Origin of the sequence: Rhizobium mongolense USDA 1844 (genome assembly GCF_000419765.1) — a bacterium.
GTDB classification, from domain to species: domain Bacteria; phylum Pseudomonadota; class Alphaproteobacteria; order Rhizobiales; family Rhizobiaceae; genus Rhizobium; species Rhizobium mongolense.
Window position 1 is genome coordinate 78,957 of the sequence record NZ_ATTQ01000001.1, and the last position, 15,330, is coordinate 94,286.

15 protein-coding genes are annotated in these 15,330 nt (G+C 59.3%); 1 reads left to right on the forward strand and 14 read right to left on the reverse strand.

Annotation, left to right across the window (positions count from 1 at the left end; translation table 11 throughout):
* Positions 1 to 8 precede the first annotated feature (8 nt).
* From A3C3_RS0100475 to A3C3_RS0100545, 14 genes are all read right to left on the reverse strand, one after another.
* Complete coding sequence (locus A3C3_RS0100475) at positions 9 to 341, reverse strand: NIPSNAP family protein (RefSeq protein ID WP_028739266.1); 333 nt, start codon at positions 339 to 341, stop codon at positions 9 to 11.
* Positions 342 to 346: 5 nt separating this feature from the next.
* On the reverse strand, positions 347 to 1,810 hold the full coding sequence (locus A3C3_RS0100480; RefSeq protein WP_022712660.1) for an aldehyde dehydrogenase: 1,464 nt from the start codon (positions 1,808 to 1,810) through the stop codon (positions 347 to 349).
* A 5-nt stretch (positions 1,811 to 1,815) separates the two neighbouring features.
* Complete coding sequence (locus A3C3_RS0100485) at positions 1,816 to 2,856, reverse strand: LLM class flavin-dependent oxidoreductase (protein ID WP_022712661.1); 1,041 nt, start codon at positions 2,854 to 2,856, stop codon at positions 1,816 to 1,818.
* On the reverse strand, positions 2,853 to 3,788 hold the full coding sequence (locus A3C3_RS0100490; RefSeq protein ID WP_022712662.1) for a flavin reductase family protein: 936 nt from the start codon (positions 3,786 to 3,788) through the stop codon (positions 2,853 to 2,855). Before A3C3_RS0100490 ends, A3C3_RS0100485 begins: the two co-directional genes overlap by 4 nt.
* Positions 3,785 to 4,582: an alpha/beta fold hydrolase gene (locus A3C3_RS0100495; protein WP_022712663.1), complete on the reverse strand. Its 798-nt coding sequence runs from the start codon at positions 4,580 to 4,582 to the stop codon at positions 3,785 to 3,787. The genes A3C3_RS0100490 and A3C3_RS0100495 overlap by 4 nt, the downstream gene beginning before the upstream one ends.
* 57 nt (positions 4,583 to 4,639) lie before the next feature.
* Positions 4,640 to 5,242 carry an amino acid synthesis family protein gene (locus A3C3_RS0100500; protein ID WP_022712664.1) on the reverse strand — a complete coding sequence of 201 codons (603 nt, stop codon included), beginning with the start codon at positions 5,240 to 5,242 and terminating at the stop codon, positions 4,640 to 4,642.
* 611 nt (positions 5,243 to 5,853) lie between these two features.
* Positions 5,854 to 6,549, reverse strand: coding sequence for a GntR family transcriptional regulator (locus A3C3_RS0100510; RefSeq protein WP_022712665.1), 696 nt, complete (start codon positions 6,547 to 6,549; stop codon positions 5,854 to 5,856).
* Positions 6,550 to 6,691: 142 nt separating this feature from the next.
* Complete coding sequence (gene purU / locus A3C3_RS0100515; protein ID WP_022712666.1) at positions 6,692 to 7,576, reverse strand: formyltetrahydrofolate deformylase; 885 nt, start codon at positions 7,574 to 7,576, stop codon at positions 6,692 to 6,694.
* Between the two features lie 81 nt (positions 7,577 to 7,657).
* Entirely contained in the window at positions 7,658 to 8,965 is a 1,308-nt protein-coding gene (gene glnT / locus A3C3_RS0100520; RefSeq protein WP_028739268.1) for a type III glutamate--ammonia ligase, read from the reverse strand.
* Between the two features lie 81 nt (positions 8,966 to 9,046).
* The gene (locus tag A3C3_RS0100525; RefSeq protein WP_022712668.1) at positions 9,047 to 10,375 is read right to left on the reverse strand and encodes an FMN-binding glutamate synthase family protein; all 1,329 of its coding nucleotides are present in this window, start codon (positions 10,373 to 10,375) and stop codon (positions 9,047 to 9,049) included.
* A 14-nt stretch (positions 10,376 to 10,389) separates the two neighbouring features.
* On the reverse strand, positions 10,390 to 11,076 hold the full coding sequence (locus A3C3_RS0100530) for a GltB/FmdC/FwdC-like GXGXG domain-containing protein (protein WP_022712669.1): 687 nt from the start codon (positions 11,074 to 11,076) through the stop codon (positions 10,390 to 10,392).
* 39 nt (positions 11,077 to 11,115) lie between these two features.
* Positions 11,116 to 12,021: a class II glutamine amidotransferase gene (locus A3C3_RS0100535; RefSeq protein WP_022712670.1), complete on the reverse strand. Its 906-nt coding sequence runs from the start codon at positions 12,019 to 12,021 to the stop codon at positions 11,116 to 11,118.
* A gap of 95 nt (positions 12,022 to 12,116) precedes the next feature.
* A complete protein-coding gene (locus A3C3_RS0100540; protein ID WP_022712671.1) occupies positions 12,117 to 12,779 on the reverse strand; it encodes a helix-turn-helix domain-containing protein in 663 nt (220 codons plus the stop codon).
* Between the two features lie 221 nt (positions 12,780 to 13,000).
* The gene (locus tag A3C3_RS0100545) at positions 13,001 to 13,960 is read right to left on the reverse strand and encodes a GlxA family transcriptional regulator (protein WP_022712672.1); all 960 of its coding nucleotides are present in this window, start codon (positions 13,958 to 13,960) and stop codon (positions 13,001 to 13,003) included.
* Positions 13,961 to 14,057: 97 nt separating this feature from the next.
* On the opposite strand from A3C3_RS0100545, the gene A3C3_RS0100550 reads away from it, so the two are divergent.
* The gene (locus A3C3_RS0100550) at positions 14,058 to 15,308 is read left to right on the forward strand and encodes a sarcosine oxidase subunit beta family protein (RefSeq protein WP_022712673.1); all 1,251 of its coding nucleotides are present in this window, start codon (positions 14,058 to 14,060) and stop codon (positions 15,306 to 15,308) included.
* The last annotated feature ends 22 nt before the right edge of the window (positions 15,309 to 15,330 follow it).

Below are 15,330 nucleotides of genomic sequence, written 5' to 3' on the forward strand. Positions count from 1 at the left end.
GCGCATTCCTATGCCGGCAATCCGTTCCCGCTTTTTGGAGAGAAACTGGTTGCCTTCATAATCTTGTTTTCCGCCACTTCGATCAGATCGCGAATTTTCGGCAGAAAGGCCTGCCACTGAGGGTCAGCCATAAGGCGCACGCGCCTTGCCTCACGGTCGTCCAGGCTCGAGAACGCCCAGATGTGGACAATCTCGTTGATGGTGCCGATCTCCGAATAGAAATAACCGACGAGGTTGCCGAGATGGCTCTTTTGAATGGCGATCCCCTCCTCTTCTACAACGTTCAGATATTGCGGGATCGCACCGTTCTTCAGTCTGTAAGTCCGGATCTCGTAAAACATCGCCATCACCGCATCACGAAAGGATCAGGGATCGGGTCGTCCGAGGTCCTCAGCCAGATCGTTTTTGTCCGAGTGTAGTCGAGCGCTGCGGCCATGCCGCCTTCCCTGCCATGCCCGGACAGACCGAAGCCACCAAATGGCGCGATCGGCGAGACGGCGCGATAGGTGTTGACCCAGACGATGCCGGCGCGAATGCCCTTCATCAGGCGATGAGCACGCGTCAGGTTTTGAGTGAATACGCCAGAGGCAAGCCCGTAATGCGTATCGTTGGCAAGCGCGAGCGCTTCGGCTTCTGTTTCGAACGAGACGACGGACAGAACCGGACCGAAGAATTCGTTGACCAGCGAAGGGGAATTGACGCCGTCGCAGTCAAGAATTGTCGGCGGGAAGTAATAGCCCTCACCGCCGGGCCTGTGGCCGCCGGTGACAAGGCGGGCACCGCTTTGAACGGACTTGTCGACGAGCGCTGCTATGTGCTCCTGCTGGCGCCGTGTTGCAAGCGGACCGACCTCGGTCGCCATGTCCAACGGCGCACCGATAACGATCGCCTCAGCCTTGCCCTTCAAGAGGGTCAGGAACTCCTCCTTGACCCGCCGCTCGACAATCAGGCGCGAACCGGCGACACAACTTTGACCGGTCGCAGCAAAGATGCCTGCGACCTGAGCATTGGCAGCACTCCCAAGGTCGGCGTCGGCGAAAACGATGAAGGGTGACTTGCCGCCCAGTTCGAGCGACGTGGAGGCAAGGTTCTCCGCCGAGTTTCGCACGATATGACGCGCCGTTTCGGGGCCACCGGTGAAGGCAACATGCGCGACCTTGGGATGGCGGCTGAGTGCTGCCCCGCAGGATGCGCCAAAGCCGGTGATGATATTGACGACGCCCGCAGGAAAGCCTGCCTCGTGAATGAGGCGCGCAAATTCCAGAAGCGGCGCCGGCCCGTCTTCCGAGGCCTTGACGACCATCGTGCAGCCGGCCGCAAGAGCCGGCCCGATTTTGACGGCAGACAGGAACAGCTGGCTATTCCAGGGCACGACCATCGCAACGACACCGATCGGCTCACGGCGAAGCCAGACATCCATGTCAGGTTTGTCGATGGGAAGATAGGATCCTTCAATCTTGTCGGCGATGCCCGCGTAATAGCGATAGTAGTCCGCGACATAGGCGATCTGGGCCGACGTTTCCCGGATGATCTTTCCGGTGTCGCGAGTCTCGAGCTCTGCCAGCTTCTGTGCGTTGGCTGCGACCAGATCAGCGAGCCGGTAGATGAGCTTGCCGCGTTGCGTGGCCGTCATCTTTGACCAGGCCCCGTCATAGAGTGCCTGTTCAGCGGCGTTGACCGCCCGATCCACATCACCCTCGCGCGCTTCCGGCAAGTCAGCCCATTCCTTCCCGGAGGCCGGATCAACGCTTGGGAAGCGTGCTTCACCGTCTAGGAATTGACCATCGATATAATACTGGAAACGCTGCATAGGCTTCACTCCGCAAATGCCGGCATCACTTCGGCGATAAAGCGCTGAAGCGATGCTTTCTTGCGCTCGAAGCTCATGCCCGTATCGATCCAGAAGGAATATTCGTCATAACCCATGGCCTCATAGGTCTTGAGGCGCGAGATTACGGTTTGTGGACTTCCCACAACGTTGTTGGTGCGCATGACGGCGTCCGACAGCATCACGTTCGATCGAATATCTCCGTCCGGAATGCGTTCAATCAGGCCCTGCGTGATCGGCTTTTCGTTTTTGAACCAGGCAAAGAAATAATTGTAGTAGACGCTCAGTTCGTGGGCAGCCTGGGCGATATCCTCCTCGGTGGAACCGACATAGGTGTGCCGAAGCAGCATGATCTTAGGCCGGTCCATATCCGGGTTCGTGGCACAGGCATCGTTGAAGCGACCCATTAGTGTCTGGACTTCGTCATCACCCTGCCAAAGCGGGGTGACCTGGACGTTGCAGCCGTTGGCGACAGCGAATTCGTGGGAATTCGGATCGCGCGCCGCGACCCAGATCGGCGGATTCGGTTGCTGCAGCGGTTTCGGCGCCGACGTGGTTGACGGAAACTTGTAGAACTCGCCGTCGTGGGCGTAGTCACCCTTCCAAATACCTTTCACAGCCGGAATGAGCTCGCGCATGCGCTGGCCGGCGGCCCAGGCATCCAGACCGGGAAGCAGACGCTCGTATTCGAACGAATAAGCGCCACGGGCAATCCCGATATCGAGCCTGCCGTCGCAGATGATGTCGGTCATGGCTGCCTCGCCGGCAAGCTTGAGCGGATGCCAGAAGGGTGCGATCACCGTTCCTGTGCCTAATCTCACTCGCGACGTCCGACGCGCCAGGTCAGCGATGGTCACGAAGGGATTAGGCGCGATGGTGAAATCCATGCCGTGATGCTCGCCCGTCCAAATCGCATGCATGCCACCCTTGTCAGCGATCTCGCAGAGAGCCACGAACTCGTCATACAGGCCTTTGTGACTCTGGCTTGCGTCGAGGCGTTCCATGTGGACGAAGAGAGAAAACTTCATGCTTGTGCCACCTTCGCTGCAACCGGGCGGACCGTACCAACAGACTCATCCCCGAAATAAACCCCGAAATTGCCGATCGAACTCTCCAGTGCAAAACGCGCGATGATATCGGCCGTCGAACTTGTCTTGAATTGCTCGGCAGTGAGTGTTTTGGGCTTCAGGAATCGTCCAGCGGCCGGATCGCCTTCCGATGCAAAGGCACGGTAGACTATGTGCTGCTTTCCCTCGCTCTTGTCTTCATAGACCGAATACAGGAAACCGATCGTAACCTTCAGCCCGGTCAGATCTTCAAGATAATCTCGCAGAATTTCGGTCGGGCTGCCTTCCTTGCCGTCGCAGCCCGGCAGCGAGAGCATGTCATCGCCGAGAAGGAGAACATCGCCGTCGCGCTCCAGAACGGCACCGAGCTCAATATTGCCTTCCGCTGCGGCAGAAACGGCCCGGCTTGCAAGGATTGGAGTGAAGTAACCGCCGCGGGCATAGCCCAATCCGTTGCGGCCGGTATTCTCGAAGGCCGTGATGCGCCCCATCAGGATAACGTGGTCGCCAGCTTCCACCATCTTTTCCATGGCGCACTCGAACCACGCCGCGACATTTGCGAATATTGGACTGCCGGCCTTGCCTTCAGACCATTCGACTGCGGCGAAACGGTCCTCGACTGGCCGCGCAAAGGTGTTCGACACATCTTTCTGACTTTCCGAGAGGACGTTGATTGCAAAGTGCTTCGCACCCGTCATCGTCGCATAGTTGCGTGAGGTCTTTGCCAAGCAGACAAGCAGGAGAGGCGGATCGAGGGACACCGACGTAAATGAGTTAGCTGTAAAGCCGATCGGCCGGTCGTCGCAATCGCGGGTGGTCACGACCGTTACACCGGTCGGAAAAGCGCCGAAGGCGTCTCTCAGTGCGCGTGGATCGATGGACTCTGGCGTCATCTCGGCTCCTCCTCTCGATGTTCAAGCCATTCCGCAAGCAGCCTGTTCACGGTATGAGGCGCGGTGAGATTAACCATGTGCCGATGCCCGTCGACGATACGAGCCCAGCCATTTTGGGTCATCGCCGCCATCTGCGTCGCCATTTCCGGTGTCGAATTGGGATCGTCGGAGCCTGTCAAGAACAAAGCCGGGCAGCGGACATCTCGCCAGCGTTCCGCATAGGTATCGTCGCCACCGGCAAAGGCGCAATAGGCGATAGCGTAACCCTCGGGATCGACCATGCCCAGCCAGCCACGCGTGAGATCACGCGCGGAAAGGCTATTGTCATCGTCGCCGAACCAACGTTTCAGCGGGCCATCACGGTCGACGCCGTTGGCGCGGATCGCGGCTGCGCGAGACATGACCGCTGCTTTCGCCTCGGGATTGCGGCGATAGACGCCGTTAAGATATGCGACCCGCCGGATCCGCCTGCCGAAGGTAGCAGCAGCTCCACCGGAGATCAGAGCTCCCATGGAGTGGCCGGCAACATTGGCGGCATCGATGTTCAACTCGTCGAGAAACCGGCCGAACCAGGCAACGAAGTCCTCAAGTTTGCTTCCAGTCGGCAACTTGGCGCTTTCTCCATGTCCAGGCATGTCCACGGCGACGACACGATGCGTCTTTGCAAACATCGCGATCTGCGGGGCCCAAGCCTCGACCCGCATGCCGACACCATGGATCAGAACCAACGGTTCGCCTTCACCGGCCTCGAAGTATGAGACGCCGTTGATGGTGTGCTGGCGCTGGAAGTGCATCGATGCCTCTTCCGACGATGTGGAGTGTCTCGTTTGCATGGCGCCAGCTGACCTTTCTTAAACGCCTGCAGGATTGGTGACGTCGTGGCCAAGATCCTTGAGGTCTTGATAGCGGTCGCCGATGCGATGATGCGGACGCCCCCCAACGGACGCACCCAGGGCTACGACGATCTCGTCGGCGGCCGGGGCATCAGGAATGGCTGTCTGAATGGTTAGGTAATGCGAACGGCGGCCCTCGTCGTTCTTGTCCATCAGCGGGATCATGATCGGCGCATTGGCCGGGCCACGGGTATTGCAGAAGGCAAGATAAGACTTGGCACCGACGGCATTGCGGTAGTGATTGCCAAAACGCAGTGTGTGGATCAGCGCTGAAGCGTGTTCGATTTCACCGTCGAGACCGACGACCGCGGCTTTGCCATAACCTTCGACGGCTTCGCCCGAACCAACGGCTTCGATGATCATGCGAGTCAGCAATTCTCCGAGCACAGGGGCGCCCGCATGGATTTCCGGCTTAAGGTCCTCGACAAAGCCTTTGCCTGCCCATGGGTTCTTAACCACCGCGAAAGCCGAATACAGTTTCAGCGGCAGCGGCGCGGCTTTTTCGCCTTCGATCAAGGTAGTTTCAACTTGCAACAGCGTCTTGCGAATCTGGATGCTCATGCGACGTCCTCAGCTACATATGGTGTTATGGTATGCCATAATATTAATTCGTCAATAGCCTTATTCGGAACAAGCGGCTGCGGCGCTTCTTCAGTAGATTTTGTATCCCGATCAGTTACTTAGAGAATTCTTGCTCGATCCCGCCCCCACCTTGCGAGGCCATAGAGGCGAACCATTCCGTCTCGTTCAGAGCCTAATTTTTGCTCCTCGGCGCGTCTCCATCCGATCTCGCAAGCCGCTTGTTTCGCGAACTCCACATGATTGTCACTGAGAGCTTCGGACGGGACACGAAGACCCGCCAAGCAGTCATTTCGAGACGTTCAAGGAGAATCTCGACGACCATTGCTGTTGATGAGGTGACAAAGTGGCGATGACTGCGTGAACGCACTTTGCAACAATCGCCACACGGTAACGGCTCCGACCGCGCTCATTCTGACGCGCGTATTCGCCGATGGACCTGATTTTTGGCCGAATGTGCAGCTCCGCACCGATTTGTGGGAAGCAATGTACTATTTGAGCGAATAGAACACGCCAAACCTCTTGCTTCCGCGACGTGAGTAAGCAGCAGCGCCCGGCAATGACCGCTGTGCTTCACGTCAACGACGAAGATGTCAGACAGCCGGCGATTGGGCAGAAATCACGGCCTCGGCGATGGCTGCCGCACTTGTTACATGGTCCATCGCAGCGCGATAGGCGCCTTCACCATCGCCTCGCCTGATCGCCTCGATGATCCGCTCCATCTGTGCGGGACCCTCGACGTTGCGGTTATCCGTCTTGATCGTCATCGAGCGGAGATGATTGATCCTGACAGTCAGAAGATTGACAATACCCCAGGCAACGTGGCGATCGACCTTGCTGAAGAGCACCTGGTAAAAGGCCGAGGTACTGGCCAGCACGCCCGGCATGTCTTTTTTGCGGTAACAGTGGCGAATATCATCCAGCGCCCCCTCGAGCGCTTCAACGATTGTAGAATCGCGACGCTCGGCGCACAGGCGCGCCGCCATGCCCTCTAGCGCCCCGCGTATTTCATAGATTTGTCGCGCTTCATCAGCATCGAGCCGGGCTACGATCGGGCCCTTGTTTGGAAGATTTGCAACAAGGCCTTCCGACTCAAGATGCCGTAGCACCTCGCGAACAATCGTCCGACTGACGCCAAGCTGGGCGCAGAGATCGCGCTCCACCAGACGATCGCCGGGCATGAAATGACCGCTGTCGATTGCCTCGCGAACCTTGTCCAGCGCCAGTTCGCGCAGGGTTTTCGCGGGCCGTTCCACTTTGATCGTCGAATCTTTCAAACCAATCGCCATTGTCCGCCTCTGTCTTGATATGCCATGCTCGCCGGCGTCGCCCGGAATTGAACCGACCACACCATATTATGGCGTACCAAATACTTATCGACAGGGTCGGGCGATTGCAACTGGCGGCGCAGTTATTCGCGCACGCTGCATTTTACCCCATGCGCTCGGACGCGTAGCTCCCCGGGCTTGGCGGAAAGACGATGGTGCGGTTGCCGTTGATGAAGGTGCGGCGATGGATATGCGCGTGTATGGCGCGCGCCAGAACCTGCGCCTCGACGTCGCGGCCCAGCGAAACATAGTCTTCAGGGCTCTGGGCATGGGTGACGCGCACCGTGTCCTGTTCGATGATTGGGCCTTCATCGAGGTCTGCGGTGACGTAATGAGCCGTCGCGCCGATCAGCTTTACGCCGCGACCGTAGGCCTGCTTGTACGGATTGGCGCCCTTGAAGCTCGGCAGGAAGGAGTGGTGGATATTGATGATCTTGCCCGACATCTCGGTGCACATGCGATCAGAAAGGATCTGCATGTAGCGTGCGAGCACGATGAGTTCGGTGCCGGTTCCTTCCACCAGGTCCATGATCCTGGCTTCCGCCTGCGGCTTGTTCTCCCTGGTCACCGGAATATGGTGGAACGGTATATCATGATTGACCACCACCTTCTGGTAATCGAAATGATTGGAGACGACGCCGACAATATCGATCGGCAGCGCGCCAATTTTCCAGCGATAGAGAAGATCGTTGAGGCAATGGCCAAAGCGCGAGACCATCAGCATGACCTTCATGCGGCGCGCCCCATCGTGGATCTTAGCTTCCATCCCGAACTTTGCGGCGATCGGCTTTAGACCTTCGGTAAGCTCCGCAAGACCGAGGCCCGCTTCAGACAGGAAGCTGACACGCATGAAGAAAAGACCGGTATCGAGGTCGTCAAATTGCGACGAGTCGATGATGTTGCAGCCGGCGTCCGCCAGGTAACCGGACAAGGCGGCCACGATGCCGCGCGTTGATTTGCACGTGACCGTCAGGATGAATTGCGTCATGGCAGGCTCTCTTGGCAGTGATGTCAAAAACACAGCAGTGCACAGCGCGGAGGAAGGCCACGAAGGGCAGCGGGGAAAAGATCAGACGTCGAGGGTCGTTTCATGCTCCCAGGCGGTAAACTGCGAGCAATAGGTGTTCCACTCGCCCTGCTTTAGCTTCAGATAGGCCGCCGAGAACTCCGTGCCGAGGGCGGCTTGCAGTTCGGTGTCTTTCTCGTACGCACGAAGCGCATCCAACAGATTGAGCGGCAGTTTAGGGGCATCGGTCACAGTATGTCCGTCGCGGTACATGTCGATGTCGTGATGCGGCCCCGGATCGGCGTTGCTGCGAAGTCCAGAAAGTCCCGCCGCGATGATGATGGCCTGCAGCAGATAGGGATTGACCGCACCGTCGGGCAGCCGCAACTCGAAGCGGCCAGGGCCCGGCACGCGCACCATATGGGTGCGGTTGTTGCCGGTCCAAGTCACCGTGTTCGGCGCCCAGGTCGCACCGGAGATCGTCCGCGGCGCGTTGATGCGCTTATAGGAATTGACTGTCGGATTGGTCACCGCGGCCAGCGCCGAGGCATGTTTCATGATGCCTCCGAGGAAGGTCTTGCCCTTGGCGGAAAGACCAAACGGCATCGCTTTGTCGGCAAACGCATTGTTTCTACCCTCGAGGTCCCAGACCGAGATATGGGCATGGCATCCGTTGCCAGTCAGGCCCTTGAAGGGCTTCGGCATGAAGGTGGCGCGAAGACCGTGTTTCTCGGCAACCGACTTCACCATGAATTTGAAGAAGGAATGCTTGTCTGCCGTCTGCAGCGCATCGTCATATTCCCAATTCATCTCGAACTGGCCGTTGGCATCCTCATGATCGTTCTGATAGGGCTTCCAGCCCAGTTTCAGCATGCAGTCGCAGATCTCGGCGATGACGTCGTAGCGGCGCATGACAGCCTGCTGATCATAGCAGGGCTTTTCGGCATTATCGAACTCGTCGGAAATCTTCGAACCATCTGGCGAGATCAGGAAGAATTCCGGCTCGACACCGGTCTTGACGCGCAGGCCCGCCTTTTCAGCTTCACCAATCAGTCTCTTGAGGAGAACCCGGGGAGCCTGCTCGACCGGTTGATCTTCCATGACGCAGTCGGCTGCGACCCAGGCCACATCTTTTTTCCAGGGAAGCTGGATGACCGACGATGCGTCCGGAATGGCGAAAAGATCGGGATGGGCAGGCGTCAGATCGAGCCAGGTGGCAAAGCCCGCAAAACCCGCGCCGTCTTTTTGCATGTCTGCGATCGCTTCGGCCGGCACGAGCTTGGCGCGCTGGCCTCCAAACAGATCGGTAAAGCTGATCATGAAATATTTGATGCCGTTGTCCGCGGCATATGTCGACAGATCCAGTGTCATGTCATTCCCCTTTTTGTATTCAGACACTCAACGGAAACAAGCCGCATCCTCCCAAATGCGGCTCACTATTTCGATGCGGTTTCAGAAACCTCCCTTGCCCGGATACCAGCTCGTCCCAGCGAGCGGGATCTGCGCCATGGCAGCCGCTTCCATGGTCAGCGCGCAAAGATCTTCCGGCTCCAGGTTGTGCAGATGGTTCTTGCCGCAGGCACGAGCGATGGTCTGGGCTTCGAGCGTCATGACCTTCAGATAGTTGGCGAGGCGGCGGCCGGCGGCGATCGGATCCAGGCGAGCCGCCAGTTCCGGATCCTGTGTCGTAATGCCAGCCGGATCCCTGCCTTCGTGCCAGTCATCATACGCGCCCGCTGTGGTACCGAGCTTTCGGTATTCGTCTTCCCATCTCGGGTCGTTATCGCCCAGTGCAACCAGCGCCGCCGTACCGATGGCAACGGCATCGGCACCGAGCGCCAGAGCCTTTGCGACGTCCGCACCGGAGCGGATACCGCCCGATACAATCAGTTGCACCTTGCGATGCATTCCGAGATCCTGCAGGGCCTGAACTGCGGGGCGGATACAGGCGAGGATCGGCATGCCGACATGTTCGATGAAAACGTCCTGCGTGGCCGCAGTGCCACCCTGCATGCCGTCGAGGACAACGACATCCGCGCCAGCCTTCACCGCCAAAGCGGTATCGTAATAGGGACGCGCGCCCCCGACCTTCACGTAGATGGGCTTTTCCCAATCGGTGATCTCGCGCAGTTCCATGATCTTGATCTCAAGGTCGTCCGGGCCGGTCCAGTCCGGGTGGCGGCACGCCGAACGCTGGTCTATGCCCTTGGGAAGGTTGCGCATGTTGGCGACGCGATCGGAGATCTTCTGGCCAAGCAGCATGCCGCCGCCGCCGGGCTTTGCGCCTTGGCCGACGACCACCTCGATGGCATCGGCACGTCGCAGATCCTTGGGATTCATGCCGTAACGCGACGGCAGATACTGGTAGACCAGTATCTGTGAATGGCCGCGCTCCTCATCGGTCATCCCGCCGTCTCCGGTGGTGGTGGAGGTCCCGGCAATCGTCGCACCGCGTCCGAGCGCTTCCTTGGCATTGCCGGACAGGGCGCCGAAGCTCATGCCGGCAATGGTGATCGGCGTCTTCAGGTGAATGGGCTTCTTGGCGAAGCGCGTGCCAAGGACGACCGATGTGTCGCACTTCTCGCGGTAACCTTCGAGCGGATAGCGCGAGATCGACGCGCCGAGAAACAGCAGGTCATCGAAATGTGGAACCTTGCGTTTGGTGCCTGCGCCACGAATATCGTAGATGCCGGTCGCCGCAGCGCGGCGGATTTCCGCCAGCGTATAATCGTCGAAGGTCGCAGACTTGCGCGGCGGGGTATAGGGGTTGTGATAGCTCATGATGGTCCCTCGCCTTAATACGCGTCGGCGTTGTCGATATTGAAATTGTAAAGATTGCGGGCCGAGCCGTAACGCTTGAATTCCTCGGGCCTCACTCCGGTCACGCCCGCCTTTTCGAGGAGTTCGGCCAGCTTCGTCAGATGCTCGGGACGCAGCTCCTTTTCGATGCAGTCGGCACCCAGGCTCTTGACCGAGCCGCGCACGAAAAGCTTCGCCTCGTAAAGCGAATCGCCCAGCGCATCGCCGGCATCGCCGAGCACCACCAGATGACCGGATTGGCCCATGAAGGCGGACATGTGGCCGATATTGCCATGAACGACAATGTCGATGCCTTTCATCGAGATGCCGCAGCGCGACGCTGCATTGCCCTTGATGACCAGCAGACCGCCACGGCCCGTTGCACCCGCATACTGGGAAGCGTCGCCTTCGATCACGACTGTGCCCGACATCATGTTTTCCGCCACGCCCGGGCCTGCAGAACCATGAACGGTAACGGCTCCGCCGTCGTTCATCCCGGCGCAGTAATAGCCGACGGACCCCTTCACATCGACCGCGACAGGCGTATCGATGCCAACGGCAACCGAATGGCTGCCGCGCGGATTGACGACCTCGAAGGAAAGATCGTTCGAGCCCTGCTGGATGCTGTGCAGGGCGCTGTTGAGTTCACGCAAAGGGGTGACGGCGAGATCAATGACAGGCATGTTTTCAATAACCCTTGGAGAATGCGCAGGAGGTGCCGCTCAGGCGGCTTTCTGGTGATCCCAGAAATAGACGGTTGCAGGCTCAGGCTCCCAGACGCGCGCCGTTTCGATGCCCGGCAGGTTGACGAGCGCCCGGTATTCGGAACCGAAAGCGACGTACTGGTCCGTTTCGGCCATGACAGCCGGCTTGCAGGCAATCGGATCGCGCACGACGCCGAAGCCGGATTTGGTGCCAACCACGAAGGTGAAGAAGCCGTCGAGGTCGTCGAGCGCACCAGTCAGCGCCTGCCCGAGATCCTTGCCCTTGGCCATTTCGGAGGTGAGGTAGGCCGCTGCAACTTCCGAGTCGTTCTGGGTTTCGAAGGTCATGCCCTCCCGCACCAGCTCGCGGCGCAGGTTGTTGTGGTTCGACAGCGAACCGTTGTGCACCAGGCATTGATCGGAACCGGTCGAAAACGGGTGTGCACCGAGCGTCGTGACAGCCGATTCCGTCGCCATGCGGGTATGGCCAATGCCGTGCGAGCCGCCCATGGAGCGGACGCTGAAACGGGCGACGACATCCTTCGGCAGGCCGGTTTCCTTATATATCTCGACGCTGTCGCCGGAGCCCATGACACGCACATCGGGCCGAAGCGCGGTTAGAAGCGGCCGGATCGCCGGAAGTTTGTCCGCAGCGATCGCAATGACGGCATGGGTGCTCTTGATGCTGACCTTCGCCGGTATTCCGGCTTCTGCCAAATCATTTTCGAGTCCGGCGAAATCCGCCTCCGGCTTGGCCGACTGGATCGTCACCTTCGCTTTTCCCTCGGCAGCCGATCCGTAGATTGCGATTCCGGCAGAGTCCGGACCACGATCCGTCATGGTGATCAACATTTCCGAGAGCAGCTGCCCCAGCTGGGGCTCGAGGCTCCGGTCTTTGAGAAACAGTCCAACAATGCCGCACATGACCTGGCAACCTCCGTTCGTGTCTGAACGAGTGCTACCAGAGGGGTTGGCGATAATCAACTATGAAGAATAATTTTTTCTTTTAAGGCAATACACTAATCGCTGACGGCCTTCTGCTGCGGATAGGAAATGATCGAAAGATAGCGGCAGGGGAGCTTGACGAGTTCCTCCGGCCCATGTGGCGCATCCGCGTCGAAGAACAGGCTGTCGCCGGGTTGCATCCGGTAGAGGGCATCAGAATGGCGGTAGACCACCTCCCCTTCCAAAAGATAGAGAAACTCCATTCCGTCGTGCTGGAAGGTGGGAAAGACGTCGGATTCGGCAGTCAGGGTGATCAGATAAGGCTCGACCGTGACGCCGCTGGTATTATTGTCTATATGGCCGAGCAGGCTGTATTGATGTCCGGCGCGCGTGCCGCGGCGCTCGATATTCACCCCTTCACCCGCCTTGACGAAGGTTGCATTCCGTGGCTCCTCGAAGCGGCGAAAGAAGGCGGTCATCGGAACGCCGAGCGCCCTGGAGAGCGTTTGCAGTGTCGTCAGAGACGGCGAAATATTGCCGTTCTCGATCTTCGACAGCATACCGAGCGAGATGCCAGTCGCCGCAGACAGGTCGGTGACGGTGATGCCGAGCTTCTTGCGGAAATTGCGGACCTCGTGTCCGATCGCCATCTCGAGATTGTTGAGGCGCGGTTCGCGAACCGCGTGCGGATTCTGATCCAGCGCCACGGCATTTTCGATCTGTGTCTTGGAAGGCATGATGTCTCCGGAGAAAGCAAAATTTATCTTCTCAGGAAATCTTTCACGACTCAAAGGAAAAACCCACGCCCGTTCTCAATGGGCATGCGAGAGGCCTGTGTTTGGATGCGTTCCAGAACAGGCCGGACTTCAGAGAAAAACGCGCTCGGGTGGGTGTCAGACAATTCGCAGCCGACAGCTTGGGACTGACCGCAATATGCGCGAACCAGTCTCCTGTTATCTTAGCGCCGCGCATCCGTCGGGTTTTCACCGAACGTCGCTTTGAAGGATCTGGAGAAATGGCCGGGACTCGAAAAGCCGGTGGCAAAGGCGATCTCCGAAATCGACAGCGGGCTTTGCTCCAGCAGCCGGCGGCTGTGCCGTAGGCGCATCTGCCGGTAAGTGTCGAGGAAGGTCATGCCGCGATGCTTGAGAAAGAGGCGATCGAGATGGCGCGCGCTGATACCGGCCAGTCTCGCCATCTCGGCACGGCTGAGCGGATTTTCGATCGCAGTCTCCATCTTCTCCAACACGGTTAGAAGCGCCGGGTGATTGGTCCCGAAGCGCTTGGCGGCCGATGCCCGCTGCGGATCGCTCGGCTCGGCAACGGCAGTATGCAGGTACCAATCGCTCACCCGGCGGGCAAAATCGGCGCCCATCCGCTCGGAAATCACGGCGTGCATCATGTCGAGCGGCGCCACCCCTCCGCCACAGGTGACGCGTGCACCATCGATGACGAACCGCGCCTGGCGCGGGGAAAGATGCGGGAATGCCTCTTTCAGAACCGGGGCATGTTCCCAGTGGATCGTAAAGTCGCTGTTGTCGAGCAGGCCCGCCGATGCCAGCACGTAGGAGCCGCTCGATATGCCGCCGATCCGCAGGCCGTTTCGCGCGAACTTCCTCAGCGGCGCATGCAGGGAGGCAGTTGCGTACCAGTCTTGCGGATCGCCGCCGGCACAGACATAGATCGTATGACAGGTGCCCCCGGCCTCGGAAAGGCTGTTGCAATTGATCGTCAGGCCGGACGAACTGCAAACCGGAAGACCATCTGCCGATAACGGGATCGCTTCGTAAAGAGCACTCCCGGCAATCAGGTTTGCCGCCCGCAACGGCTCGGTCGCCGAGGCGTAGGACATCAGCGCGAAATTCGTCACGAGGACGAAGCCGATCCGCTGAAGGTTCTTCTGGTCGCCAGCGTTCATGTCCTAAATTTACATCATAATGTCCCATGAATGCAACACCGGATCACTTTCCCATGGTATGAGACCGGCAACAGGTCTTTCTTGGAAAGCAGCATCGATGCGCTACTCGGCACTGTCCATCTTCTTAAACGGGCTTTTTGGAAACAGGAACTGGGCGCCCGCCTGGCGGCAGCCCGAGCCCAAGCCGCATTACGACGTGATCATTGTCGGCGGTGGCGGACACGGCCTTGCGACGGCCTACTACCTCGCCAAGGAATTCGGCATCACCAATGTGGCGGTGCTGGAGAAGAACTATGTCGGTTCCGGCAATGTCGGCCGTAATACGACGATCATCCGCTCCAACTACCTGCTGGCGGGCAACAATCCGTTCTACGAGCTTTCCATGAAGCTGTGGGAGGGGCTCGAGCGCGATTTCAACTTCAACGCCATGGTGTCGCAGCGCGGCGTGCTCAATCTCTTCCACTCGGACGGGCAGCGCGACGCCTATACCCGCCGCGGCAACGCCATGCGGCTGCACGGCGTCGACGCCGAGCTTCTCGACCGCGCTTCGGTCGAGAAGATGCTGCCCTTTCTCGACTACGACAATGCCCGTTTCCCGATCCAGGGCGGCCTGCTGCAGAAGCGCGGCGGCACCGTTCGCCATGACGCGGTCGCCTGGGGCTATGCGCGCGGAGCCGATCAGCGCGGCGTCGACATCATCCAAGGCTGCGAGGTGACCGGCATCCGTTTAAGCAACGGGCAGGTCACCGGCGTCGAAACCAGTCGGGGCTTCATTAGCTGCGGCAAGCTGGCGCTCGCAGCAGCCGGCAATTCCTCGCAGGTCGCCCGAATGGCTGGCCTGAGACTGCCGCTCGAAAGCCATGTGCTCCAGGCCTTCGTCTCGGAAGGCCTGAAGCCTTTCATCGACGGAGTGGTCACCTTCGGCGCCGGGCACTTCTACGTTTCGCAATCCGACAAGGGCGGCCTCGTCTTCGGCGGCGACATAGACGGCTATAATTCCTATGCCCAGCGCGGCAATCTGGCGACGGTCGAACATGTGGCGGAAGCCGGAAAGGCGATGATCCCGGCGCTGTCGCGCGTCCGGGTGCTGCGCTCCTGGGGTGGCATCATGGACATGTCGATGGACGGTTCGCCGATCATCGACCGGACCCATATCGACAATCTCTACCTGAATGCCGGCTGGTGTTATGGCGGTTTCAAGGCCACTCCGGCGTCGGGCTTTTGCTTTGCCCATCTTCTCGCCCGCGGCGTCCCGCAGGAGACGGCGATGGCCTTCCGCCTCGACCGCTTTCAGCGCGGCTATCTCATCGACGAAAAGGGCCAAGGCGCCCAGCCCAACCTTCATTGATTTCGCGGATCAAGGACATTCG